General features: G+C 66.1%; 10 protein-coding genes and 2 tRNA genes. 6 read left to right on the forward strand and 6 right to left on the reverse strand.

The window, feature by feature from the left end:
• Positions 1-2 precede the first annotated feature (2 nt).
• Complete coding sequence (locus ACFVVK_RS05790) at positions 3-758, reverse strand: IclR family transcriptional regulator (RefSeq protein WP_390264687.1); 756 nt, start codon at positions 756-758, stop codon at positions 3-5.
• Between the two features lie 170 nt (positions 759-928).
• Here ACFVVK_RS05790 and ACFVVK_RS05795 point away from each other — a divergent pair, with 170 nt between their 5' ends.
• The 3 genes from ACFVVK_RS05795 (at position 929) to ACFVVK_RS05805 (ending at position 4,992) form a co-directional block, all read left to right on the forward strand.
• On the forward strand, positions 929-2,398 hold the full coding sequence (locus ACFVVK_RS05795) for an aldehyde dehydrogenase (NADP(+)) (RefSeq protein ID WP_390264690.1): 1,470 nt from the start codon (positions 929-931) through the stop codon (positions 2,396-2,398).
• Positions 2,395-3,597, forward strand: a complete 1,203-nt coding sequence (locus ACFVVK_RS05800; RefSeq protein WP_390264693.1) for a fumarylacetoacetate hydrolase family protein — start codon at positions 2,395-2,397, stop codon at positions 3,595-3,597. The genes ACFVVK_RS05795 and ACFVVK_RS05800 overlap by 4 nt, the downstream gene beginning before the upstream one ends.
• Positions 3,598-3,672: 75 nt before the next feature.
• Complete coding sequence (locus tag ACFVVK_RS05805) at positions 3,673-4,992, forward strand: L-fuconate dehydratase (RefSeq protein WP_390264695.1); 1,320 nt, start codon at positions 3,673-3,675, stop codon at positions 4,990-4,992.
• A gap of 39 nt (positions 4,993-5,031) precedes the next feature.
• On the opposite strand, the gene def is transcribed toward ACFVVK_RS05805, so the two are convergent.
• The 4 genes from def to orn all read right to left on the reverse strand — a co-directional run bounded on the left by def (position 5,032) and on the right by orn (position 7,784).
• Entirely contained in the window at positions 5,032-5,604 is a 573-nt protein-coding gene (gene def / locus ACFVVK_RS05810) for a peptide deformylase (protein WP_390264697.1), read from the reverse strand.
• A 37-nt stretch (positions 5,605-5,641) separates the two neighbouring features.
• Positions 5,642-6,796, reverse strand: a complete 1,155-nt coding sequence (locus ACFVVK_RS05815; protein ID WP_390264700.1) for an acyl-CoA dehydrogenase family protein — start codon at positions 6,794-6,796, stop codon at positions 5,642-5,644.
• A 166-nt stretch (positions 6,797-6,962) separates the two neighbouring features.
• Positions 6,963-7,035: transfer RNA gene (locus tag ACFVVK_RS05820), tRNA-His, on the reverse strand.
• 131 nt (positions 7,036-7,166) lie between these two features.
• Entirely contained in the window at positions 7,167-7,784 is a 618-nt protein-coding gene (orn, locus tag ACFVVK_RS05825) for an oligoribonuclease (RefSeq protein WP_390264703.1), read from the reverse strand.
• A 170-nt stretch (positions 7,785-7,954) separates the two neighbouring features.
• Here orn and mptB point away from each other — a divergent pair, with 170 nt between their 5' ends.
• The 3 genes from mptB (at position 7,955) to ACFVVK_RS05840 (ending at position 11,504) form a co-directional block, all read left to right on the forward strand.
• Complete coding sequence (mptB, locus tag ACFVVK_RS05830; RefSeq protein WP_390264710.1) at positions 7,955-9,565, forward strand: polyprenol phosphomannose-dependent alpha 1,6 mannosyltransferase MptB; 1,611 nt, start codon at positions 7,955-7,957, stop codon at positions 9,563-9,565.
• Between the two features lie 17 nt (positions 9,566-9,582).
• Positions 9,583-10,350, forward strand: a complete 768-nt coding sequence (map, locus tag ACFVVK_RS05835; protein WP_390264713.1) for a type I methionyl aminopeptidase — start codon at positions 9,583-9,585, stop codon at positions 10,348-10,350.
• 137 nt (positions 10,351-10,487) lie between these two features.
• A complete protein-coding gene (locus ACFVVK_RS05840; RefSeq protein ID WP_390264715.1) occupies positions 10,488-11,504 on the forward strand; it encodes a magnesium and cobalt transport protein CorA in 1,017 nt (338 codons plus the stop codon).
• A 56-nt stretch (positions 11,505-11,560) separates the two neighbouring features.
• Here ACFVVK_RS05840 and ACFVVK_RS05845 read toward each other — a convergent pair.
• Positions 11,561-11,633: transfer RNA gene (locus ACFVVK_RS05845), tRNA-Arg, on the reverse strand.
• Positions 11,634-11,680: the final 47 nt, after the last annotated feature.

The raw sequence follows: 11,680 nt of genomic DNA on the forward strand, positions 1-11,680 counted from the left end.
GGTCAAAGGAAACCAAGCTCCGCGCTGAGCTGTTCCGCGCCCTCCGAGGCAAAGGCAGCCCACTCTGCGGGGGAACGCTGGTTCCAGCGCATGTCCGGGACCGAGATGCTCAGTGCGGCCACCACCGCTCCGGTGTGGTCGCGGATGGGGGCGGCCACGCAGGAGACGTCCGGGTTGGACTCGCCCGCTTCAAAGGCCACGCCGCTGGCACGGATCTCGTCGAGTTGATTCGCCAGCACATGCGGCTCCGTGATGCTGCGGGCGGTGAGCTTGGCCATCCCCTTCCGCAAGAGCCGGCTGCGTTCGGCTTCCGGCAGATGCGCCAAAAGCACTTTGCCCACGGCGGTGCAGCTGGCCGGAACCCGCCCGCCCATCCGCGAGACCATCCGCACGGACTGCGTGCTGTCGACCTTGCAGACGTAGACGACGTCGGGTCCCTCAAGAATCCCGACGTGCACCGTTTCGTCGCACTGCCGTGCGACCGACTGAGCGACGCGGAGGCCAACGGAATGCAGGTCCAGGCGTTCTGCGAAGGCGTTGCCGAGCCGGAAGACACTCAGCCCCAAGTGGTAGGTGGCGGTGGCGTCATCCCGGCGGAGGTACTTGCGCTCGGCCAGCGTAGTGAGGAGTTCGTGGACTGTGGTCCGGGGAAGCCCGGTCCGCTGCACGACTTCTGGCGCCGTCAGTCCGTGGCGGGCGTCGAGGAAGAGTTCCAAAACATCGAAACTCCGAAGGACCGCGGGAGTCAGACGTGCCACAGCATTACCCTCTCTGGGCCCTCGGATTTTCCTGGGCCGAACTCAATCTTACAGTGCAGGTTCGAAATTTCGCACGATGATCGGGTGCCGGCGTCGATGCGGCGCGCAGGCGCCTGACACAGTCCTAAACAATCCAGGTATGGGGCCCCGGCCCCGGAAGGAAATCAGCCATGATGACAACGCTCGAACAGGCCAACGACCAGATCGTCGCCGCTCACACTGCCTATGAGCAGGCCAAGGAGATCTCCCCGCGGCAGCGCGCGGACTGGTTGGGGGAAATTGCCTCTGCCTTGGAAGCCAACGCCGATGAGCTGGTGGCCCTGGGGCAGCAGGAGACACATCTTGACGAGGGCAGGCTCCGTTTCGAGTTGCGGCGGTCTGTTTTCCAGCTTCGGTTGTTTATGGAGGAAATCATCCACGGCGAACACCTGGACGCCACCATCGACCACGCAGATCCGTCCTGGGGCATGGGCCCGAGACCGGACATCCGGCGCTTCTCCGTACCGCTGGGAGTGGTGGGCGTCTTTGGCGCCTCGAACTTCCCCTTTGCTTTCAGTGTGATGGGCGGGGACAGCGCCTCAGCGCTTGCGGCCGGATGTGCAGTGGTGCACAAGATCCATGAGGGGCACCTGCAGCTGGCTCTCCGGACCGGGGCAGTCGTTGAGGAAGCCCTCGCGAAGGCCGGAGCACCGGCAGGGCTTTTCTCCACCGTCGTCGGCCGCAAGGCGGCGGAGACGCTGGTGGACCATCCGCAGGTGAAGGCCATCGGATTCACAGGCTCAACGGCCGGCGGCCGCGCGCTTTTCGACCGTGCCTCACGGCGTCCTGCTCCCATTCCCTTCTACGGCGAACTCGGCAGCATTAATCCGGTCTTCGTCACCGAGACGGCGTGGAACGCACGGCGTGAGGAGATCCTCAAGGGCTATGCCGCATCGTTCACGATGGGCATGGGCCAGTTCTGCACCAAGCCCGGCCTGCTGTTCGCTCCGATCGACGACGCCGACGACATCGCGGAGGTCCTCCAGCGGGAGCTCGATGCGAAGCAGGCCAGCCCCCTGCTCAGCCCCAAGCTGCGCGAGGGTTTCGACAAGGCGGTGAATGCCGTGCGTTCGGCACCGGGCGTCGAGGTTCTGGTCGCCGGCGATGACTCCGAGGCGCCCCGTCCCACCGTCCTTGTGACCACTGTGGAGGAAGTCCGGCAGCGGCCTGAAATATTGGAGCAGGAGATGTTCGGGCCCGCGACTCTGGTCATCCGCTACGCGCCGGGGACTGATCTGGCTGGGATTGCGGCCTTGCTGGACGGGCAGCTGACGGCCACCGTCCAAGCGGAACCCGAGGAAGACGTCAGGGAATTGCTCGCTGTGCTGCGTGAACGGTCCGGGCGCTTGCTCTGGAATGCCTGGCCCACCGGCGTGACCGTGTCGTACGCGCAGCACCACGGCGGCCCCTACCCCGCGACCACGGCCACCACAACATCGGTCGGCACGGCGGCGATCGGCCGGTTCATGCGTCCCGTCGCCTACGATTCGTTCCCGCCCGCGCAGCTGCCCGAACCGCTGCGGGACGACAATCCTTGGGGCATCCGCCGCCGGGTTGACGGTGTCTGGGAGTCCTCCGCTGCAGGGGAGGCAGGCAAATGAGCCAGACGACGTCGCAGCAGATCCTTCCCGTCGACGCGGAGGACGCGATCCTCATCGGCCGGGTGTGGGACCCGGCCACCCAGGGCCCGCGGGTGGTTTGTGTCCGTGGTGAAGACGTTTTCGATCTGACGCCCGGGGTCCGTACGGTCGCAGAACTCATGGAACACGAGGACCCGGCGGACACGGTGCTCCGCGCAACGGGAACTGCGCGCTGGACCCTCGCCGAAGTCGTGGAAGCGTCCGTCCAGCATGACCGCAGCCGTCCCCATCTGCTGGCCCCGATCGATCTTCAGGTGGTCAAGGCCTGCGGAGTGACTTTCGTTGAGAGCATGATTGAGCGGGTCATCGAAGAACGGTGTGGCGGCGACTTCAACCGGGCCGCCGAGGTCCGCAAAACAGTCGCCGAAGTCCTCGGCGGCAGCTTGAGCGGCATCCGCCCGGGATCCGAGCAGGCACAGGAGGCCAAGCGAGTACTGACAGCCCAGGGCATGTGGTCACAGTATCTGGAAGTCGGGCTGGGCCCGGACCCGGAAGTGTTCACCAAGGCGCCCGTCCTTTCCTCCGTCGGGTATGGAAACTGCATAGGAATTCCCGGTTTTTCCTCGTGGAACAATCCCGAACCCGAACTGGTGCTGATTCTCGACTCCGCCGGCCAGGTCAGGGGCGCCACCCTAGGGAATGACGTGAATCTCCGCGACGTGGAGGGGCGGAGCGCCCTGCTGCTTGGCATGGCCAAGGACAACAACGCCTCCTGCGCCATTGGCCCGCTGATCCGGCTGTTCCACCAGGACTTCACGCTCGAATCCCTCCGCACGGAAGAAATCGCGCTCACGGTAGAAGGCGAGGACGGATACCGGATGGAGGGCCGGAACAGCCTGGCCCGCATCAGCCGTCCATTCGAGGAGCTCGTCAGTGCCGCACGCGGCAGCCACCATCAGTACCCGGACGGGTTCGCCCTGTTTACAGGAACCCTGTTCGCCCCCACCCAGGACCGCGATACCGAAGGCTTGGGCTTCACGCACAAGGACGGCGACCTCGTGACGATCAGCAACCCGCGCCTTGGCTCGCTCGTCAACCGGACGGCCCGCACGGAGCAGATGGAACCGTGGACCTTCGGGATCAGGGCCCTCTTCAGCTACCTCGCCACCTTGGACGCCGAGGCCGAGCCGCTGCAGCTGGGGTTGAACCAGCTGTCGTGAAACGCAACTTCTTCCCGACCGGAACCTGCCTGCCCAGTGCGTCCGGTAACTGAACTGACCAGAGAGAAGACAACCTTGCCATCCATCATTTCCATCCATACCCAGGACGTCCGCTTTCCCACGTCCCTTGAGCTCGATGGCTCCGACGCCGTCAACGTGGACCCCGACTACTCGGCCGCCTACGTCGTCATCCGCACGGATGCGGGCGACGAGGGCCACGGCTTCGTCTTCAGCTGCGGCCGGGGCAACGAGATCCTCACCCATGCGATCGAGGCCTACGCCAAGCTGTTGCTCGGCCGCGATGTCGATGAACTCATCTATGACCTCGGTGCGGCCTCCAGGCGCCTGGTTCATGATTCCCAGCTGCGGTGGCTGGGCCCGGAGAAGGGCGTGACGCAGATGGCCTGTGGCGCGCTTGTCAGTGCGCTCTGGGACATCCGCGCCCGGCGCGAAAACAAGCCCCTGTGGCTCCTGCTCAGTGAGATGCCGGCCGAGGAGATTGTCGACGTTGTCGACTTCACCCACATCAGGGATGCCTTGAGCCCGGAGCAGGCACTCGACATCCTTCGCACCGGTGAGGACGGCAAGGCCGCCCGCATCGCGGCCCTCCAGGCTGATGGTTTCCCGGCGTACACAACGTCGCCCGGCTGGCTCGGCTACAGCGATGAGAAGCTGGTGCGGCTCAGTGAAGAAGCGGCCGCCGACGGATTTTCCATGATCAAGCTCAAGGTGGGCGGGGACATCAACGACGACCGCCGCCGGCTGGCCTTGGCACGGCAGGCCGTCGGTGATCTGCCCATCGCCATCGACGCCAACCAGCGCTGGGAAGTCTCCGAAGCCATCGAGTGGGTCAACCAGCTCGCCGAGTACAACCCCTACTGGATTGAGGAGCCCACCAGCACCGATGACATCCTGGGCCACGCCCAGATCCGCAAGGGCGTTTCCCCGGTGCGCGTCGCCACAGGTGAAGCCGTCGCCAGCCGTATCGTTTTCAAGCAGTTGCTGCAGGCCGGGGCCATCGATGTGCTCCAACTGGACTCCACCCGGGTGGGCGGGGTCAACGAAAACATCGCCAACCTCCTGCTCGCCGCCCGGTTCGGGGTGCCGGTCTGCCCGCACGCCGGCGGGGTGGGGCTGTGCGAACTTGTCCAGCACTTCTCCTTCTTCGACTACGCGGCCGTCAGCGGAAGCCAGGAGGGGCGCATGATCGAGTACGTGGACCACCTCCACGAGCACTTCGCCGAGCCGGTCCGCATCGTCAACGGCCGCTATGCGGCGCCGCAGCTGCCAGGCACGGGCGCCGAAATGCTGAGTGCTTCCCGCTCCCGGTGGGAATTTCCTGGCGGTGCAGGCTGGCACGAGGTCGGCAACCGCGCCGCAGTCACGGGCGTGTAGGGTTCGAAGGCAAGCGCCGGCCCGGACCCGAACGCGCCGTCAGTGGCCGAACGGGTCCGGGTCAACGCCCGGCATCCAGGTCAGTCCGGGGACGCCCCAGCCGCTGCGCTTGGCCTGCTTCAGGGCCTTGCGGGAATAGCGGTCGATCAGCCGGTTCACGTAGAGCTTGCCGTCGAGGTGGTCGTACTCGTGCTGGATGACCCGGGCAAACCAGCCGGTCGCTTCGAATTCCAGCGGGTTCCCGTCGCCGTCGAAACCCTGGACCCGGGCCCAGTCGGCCCGCTTGAGCGGATACTGTCCGCCGGGGAAGGACAGGCAGCCTTCCTCTTCCTCGTCCGGGTCCGGCAGTGCCCCGGAGACCTTGGAGAGGGTCAGTACGGGGTTGACGACGACGCCGCTCGGCGGGGCGCCGTCGTCGTTGGCGTACTTGTACACGAAGAGCCGCTTGCCGACCCCGACCTGCGGGGCGGCCAGCCCGACGCCGTTGGCGGCGTCGTTGGTCTCGAACATGTCGGCGATCAGGAAGCGGAGCTCGTCGTCGAAGGTTTCGACTTCCGCGGCCCGGCGGTGCAGCACGGGCTCGCCCCAGATCGTGATGGGCAGGACGGTCATGTCAGTAAAGTTCCTCAGGTGCTGGTGAAGTGGCGGGTCAGCCGGCGATGGTGCGGCCGACGACGTCGCGCATGATCTCGTTGGTGCCGCCGAAGATCGTCAGCAGCCGGGCGGCGAGGTAGGCCTGGGCCACCGGATATTCCATGATGTAGCCGTAGCCGCCGTGCAGCTGCAGGCAGCGGTCCGTGACGGACTTGGCCCGCTCGGAGGCCCAGAGCTTGGCGCGGGCGGCGTCCCCGGCGTCGAGCTCGCCGGCGTTGAAGGCCAGGATGGCCTGGTCCACGTAGGCTTCGGTGACCTCGACCTCGGTGAGGATGTCGGCGAGTTCGAAGCGGCTGTTCTGGAAGTCGATGATCCGCTCGCCGAAGGCGTTGCGGTCCTTCGTGTAGCGGACGGTCGCCTCATAGACGGCGCGCACGACGGCGGAGCTGGCCACGGCGATCGCGAGGCGGCCCTGTGGGAGCTGCTCGGCCGCGTACTGCAGGCCCTTGCCTTCCTCGCCCACCAGGTCGGCGTGCGGGACGCGGACGTTGTCGAAGAACAGCTCGGCCGTGTCGGAGGCCTTGAGCCCCATCTTGTCCAGCTGCTTGCCGGTGTTGTAGCCCTCGCCCTTCTGCACCATGAAGAGTGAAAACGAGTCGTGGTTTCCCCGGCCCGTGCCGCCGTCGGTCCGGGCCAGGACCAGGGAGGCGTCTCCGGAGATGCCGTTGCCGATGAACGTTTTCTGGCCGCTGATCAGCCAGTCGTCGCCGTCGCGTACGGCCTTCGTGCGGATGCCGCGCAGGTCCGAGCCCGCGCCGGGTTCCGTCCAGGCGATCGAGGTGACCTTTTCGCCGGTGACCATGGCCGGCAGCCAGCGGGACTTGAGGTCCTCGGAGCCATAGGCCAGCAGGTGGGGGAGGACCATGTCGTCGTGCAGGTGGAAGGCCAGGCCGACGGCAAGGTGGTTGCCCTTGGCGAACTCTTCATCCAGCACCGCCCGGAAACGGTAGTCGGACATGCCCATGCCGCCAAACTCCTCGGGCACGGCCAGGCCCAGCAGGCCCTGTTCGCCGGCCGACGTCCAGAGGTCGCGGGACATCATGTGGTCCTCGTCCCACCGTGCGTAGTGCGGGGCCACCGAGCGTGCGTTGAACTCGGCTGCCATCTCACGGAACATCCCGTGGTCTTCTTCAAAGAGCTTGCGCTTCACTGCGTTTCCTTCCAATGACAGATCCTGCACACACACAGACCAAAAGGCACGGCCGCCCAAAAGACACGGTCTACCGGCATGGGTACTGCACAGACAACAAAGGCCGCACCGGATATCCGGTGCGGCCTTTGGAAAAGGTCAGACAATCACTGCCGTCCTTCATGAGGGTGAGCGACGGGGGTTGAACCCGCGACCTCCTGGACCACAACCAGGCGCTCTGCCAACTGAGCTACGCCCACCATGTGCCTTATCGCGCCCTCCGGCGAACCGGCGGGCTGGAAAGGCAACGACAAATAGCTTACCTGCTGTTGAGGGGTGCTTTTGCCACTTTTGCGGTTTTGGCCAAAATTTCCGCAAAACGTGGCGCAGATTACGCTTCTGTGCCGCCGCCCACGACGCGCTTGGCGATCTGCTGCGCGGTGGAGCTGTCCGGGCCCGGCGCGGGAACGAACACGGCCTCGCGGTAGTAGCGGAGCTCGTCGATGGAGTCCTTGATGTCGCCAAGGGCACGGTGTCCGCCCATCTTGGCGGGGGACTGGAAGTAGGCCCGGGCAAACCAGCGGCGGGAGAGCTCCTTAATGGTGCTCACGTCGATGACCCGGTAGTGCAGGTGCTCGACAATCTCTGGCATGTCCCGGACGAGGAACACGCGGTCCGTGCCGACCGAGTTGCCGCCGAGCGGGGCTTTCTTGGGGTCCGGCACCCACTTCTTGATGTAGTCGAGCACGGCGGCCTGCGCTTCGGCCATGCTCTTGCCGTGCGGAAGTTCGGCCAGGAGGCCCGAACGGGTGTGCATGTCGCGGACGAAGTCGTTCATCTGGGCCAGCGCGGCGTCGTCGGGCTTGATCACGACGTCGACGCCGTCCCCCAGGATGTTGAGCTCGGAATCCGTCACCAGGGCGGCCACCTCGATGAGGGCGTCGTTCTTGGTGTCCAGGCCGGTCATTTCACAGTCGATCCAGACGATGCGTTCGTTAGTTATAGGCACCCGCACAGCCTACCGTTCCGACGCCGCAGAGCCGTCCGGTGCTACGATTCGGGTACGCGGCCGTCGAAGAATTTCGTCAGCTTATTTAGAAATCGCCGTGCGCCCCGGGCCGGTCCATTCGGCCGGCTGTGGGCGGATATGTGGCCCACAACAGATTGGACGATCCTGACATGACGGCGCCTGTGCCTGCGGCGGGGGAAACGGCAGTCGGTGCGTCGCGCGTGGCACCCTCCCGACTGTCCCCGTCCCCGGCGTCCGCCCAGTCAACCTCCGGCCAGTCCTGGACGGACGACGTCGACAACCCGCGGTCCCCGATCCTTGCCGGGCTCCTGGGGTCGCTGGCCATGATGATCGGTTCGATCGGCGTCGGCTGGCTCGCCCCCGTTTCCGGTCTCCGCCGCGTTCCGCTGTTCATCTGGATGCGCACCGAAGCCGTCGGCGTGGCCCTGTCGATCATCCTGCTCTCATTCGGCGGCATGCTGTTGGTCCGCGCGTGGCTGCGCCTCGGCCAGCGCGTCCGCGTCTGGGGGCCCGGCGCCCGGAAGGCCACGCTCCTGGCGACCGCAGCCTGGGGCCTGCCGCTGATGCTCTCCGTGCCGCTGTTCAGCCGGGACGTCTATGCCTACATCGGCCAGGGCCGGCTCATGGTGGAGGGGTTCAACCCCTACGAAAACGGCATCTCCGCGCTGTCCAACTACTTCCAGCTCGGCGCCGACAAGATGTGGACCGAAGCGCCCGTTCCCTACGGCCAGTTATTCCTGTGGATCGAACAGTTCGTAGTCTGGGCCACCAACGTGCACCCGGAAGGCAGCATCATGCTGTTCCGGCTGGTTGCCCTGGCCGGCGTCGTCCTGTGCGTGATCTACGTGCCGAAACTGGCCGAACTGCACGGGGTGAACCCGCACCGGGCGCTGTGGCTGACCGCGGCCAATCCGCTGTTTCTGACGAACTTCATCGCCAGCGTCCACAACGACTCCCTCATGATCGGGCTGGCCCTGGCCGGGCTGTATTACTGCGCCACGCGCCGGGTCGTCCTCGGGATCGTCCTGGTCACGCTCTCCATCGCGGTCAAGCCCATCACCATCGTCTTCCTGCCGTTCATCGGCCTGCTCTGGGCGGGAAAGAACGCCAGCTGGCCGCGCAAGTTCGTCTTCTGGGGCCTCACCGCCGGCCTCAGCCTGGCCCTGCTGTATCTCATGAGCCGGGTCAACGGCTTCGGCTTCGGGTGGATCAACGGGCTGTCTGCGCCTGGCAGCATCTGGATCTGGTACGCACCCGTGGGGCTGGTGGGACTGATCGTCGCCTCCCTCGCGAACGCGGTGGGGCTCGACGGCTGGGGCCTGGCCAAATGGGCGTTCGACGCCGGCAAGCTGCTCGCCGTCGGGGTCGTCGCGTGGCAGATTTTCCGCGGTGACTACGACCGCCTGATGCGCCGGCTCACCCTGGCGTTCGCCGCCGTCGTGCTCCTGTCCCCGATGATCCAGTCCTGGTACATCGTCTGGCTCATCCCGCTGTTCGCCGTCACCGGCATCCGCGACGACTGGCAGGTCAAAGCGCTGTACTTCATCGTGTCCTTCTTCATGGTGTACGCGATCTCGGACCAGTTGGACGTCTTCCCGTACCTGCAGACCGCGGACCTCGGGCTGGCCCTTGCCCTGGCCCGCAACGCCGCGGCCATCATCGCCCTGCTGTTTGCCCTGTACCTGATCTTCCTGGACCCGAAGACCAAGATGCTCTTCAGCAAATCGGACGAGCCGGTGACCACGCGCCCGATCATTTAGGCTTCGGAAGGAACCCCATGGCCATGATCAAGAGTCCCGAAGAGATCGCCCTCATGCGGGAGGCTGGCAGGGTGGTCGCCACCACGCTGGTTCGCGTCCGGGAAGCCGCCGCCGTCGGTGTCTCGCTCAGGGAACTGGACGACGTCGCCGCGGAGTCCATCGCCGGTGCCGGCGCCACGCCCGCGTTCCTGAATTACCGGCCGCGGTGGGCGTCCGTCCCCTTTCCCGGGGTGATCTGCACGTCCGTCAATGACGCCGTCGTCCACGGCATCCCCAACGGGTACCGGCTCCAGGACGGGGACCTGCTGAGCGTGGACTGCGGCGCGTTCCTGGACGGCTGGTGCGGCGATGCGGCCGTCAGCTTCATCGTGGGCACGCCGGACCCGGTGGACCAGGCGCTGATCGACGCCACGGACGCCGCCCTGGCCCGGGGGATCGCGGCGGCCAGGATCGGAAACAAGATGGGGGACCTGGCCTACGCGATCGGCGGGGAAGCGCGCCGGGCAGGCTACGGGCTCCTTGCCGACCACGGCGGCCACGGCATCGGCCGGACCATGCACGCCGAACCGCACGTGCCCAACGACGGCAGGCCGGGCCGCGGCATCAAACTGACCGAGGGCCTCGTCATCGCCATCGAGCCCATGCTGATTCTCGGCCGCAAGGACGACTACTACCACGACGACGACGAGTGGACCCTGCGGACTGCCAACGGGCGCCGCGCCGCGCACAGCGAGCACACCGTCGCCATCACAGCGGACGGCCCTGTGGTTCTGACGCTGCCCTAGGGCCGCGATCGGCGTCGGGGCGGGGCTCCCGTGCGGCCGACGACGGGCGCGCGGCCGCTGGTGCGGGGCTGTTGGCAGGGCACCGGGCACGGTATAACGTTCCAGCCAAGGAAAGGCCTTTGCGAGGAGGCACGGCCGTGACGATTATTGACAATGCCGTCTATGTGGATGGTCACCGGACCGCCGACCCGGAAGACCTTGAGGAGACGTATTTTCTCCTGCGGCAGCGCCAGGGCATGGCCTGGATCGGGCTGTACCGGCCGGACGCCGTCGAACTGCGGTCGGTGGCCGAGGAATTCGACCTAAACCACCTGGCCGTGGAGGACGCGCTCGCCGGCCACCAGCGCGCGAAACTGGAACACTACGGCGACACGCTGTTCCTCGTCTTGCGGCCGGCCCGGTACCTCGACGAAGTGGAGAAGGTCGAGTTCGGCGAGATCCATGTGTTCGCCGGCGCGGACTTTGTGGTCACTGTCCGCCGGGCAGAGTCTCCCGACCTCGCCCGGGTGCGCCGGAGGATGGAGTCCGAGCCGGAGTTCCTGGCGCTCGGCCCGGATGCGGTCCTGTACGCGATTGTGGACCAGGTGGTGGACGAGTACGAGCCGGTCGCCGCCGGACTGGAAAACGACATCGATGAAATCGAAGATGACCTTTTCGCCGCCGATCCCGGCGTGTCGCGCAGGATTTATGAACTGTCCCGCCAGGTCATCACGTTCCAGCGCGCGACCGCCCCGCTTGTCAGCATCCTGCAGACGCTGATGGCCGGGGGCCCGGACGGGGCGCCCGGCCCCGAGCTGCAAGACCATCTCCGGGACGTCCTGGACCACGCCATCAGGCTGGGCGAGCGCGTGGCGGCCTTCCGGGCTTTGCTGCAGAATGCGTTGGCCGTCAACGCTGCGCTCGTGGCCCAGCGGCAAAACGACGAAATGCGCCTCTTGACCGAGTCGAGCTTCGCCCAGAACGAGGAGGTCAAACGGATCTCGTCGTGGGCGGCTATCTTGTTCGCCCCGACACTGATCGCCTCGATCTACGGCATGAACTTCCGCACCATGCCTGAACTCGACTGGTTTTTCGGCTATCCGATGGCCCTCGGGCTGATGGTGGTCATGGGCGGGATCCTGTACCTGGCGTTCAAACACAACAAGTGGATCTGACCGTGCTGCTGGGGCCCTGGGCTGCGGAAAGGCCGCAGCCCAGAGCCGCACTCTTGTGCCCCAGGAGGGAATCGAACCCCCGACCGGCGGATTAGAAGGCCGCTGCTCTATCCCCTGAGCTACTGGGGCACGCTGGCGCCCGCCGGCTGCTGCCGGGTGACGCCTCAAAAAGTTTA

Origin of the sequence: Arthrobacter sp. NPDC058192, assembly GCF_042883665.1 — a bacterium.
Classification (GTDB): Bacteria; Actinomycetota; Actinomycetes; order Actinomycetales; family Micrococcaceae; genus Arthrobacter.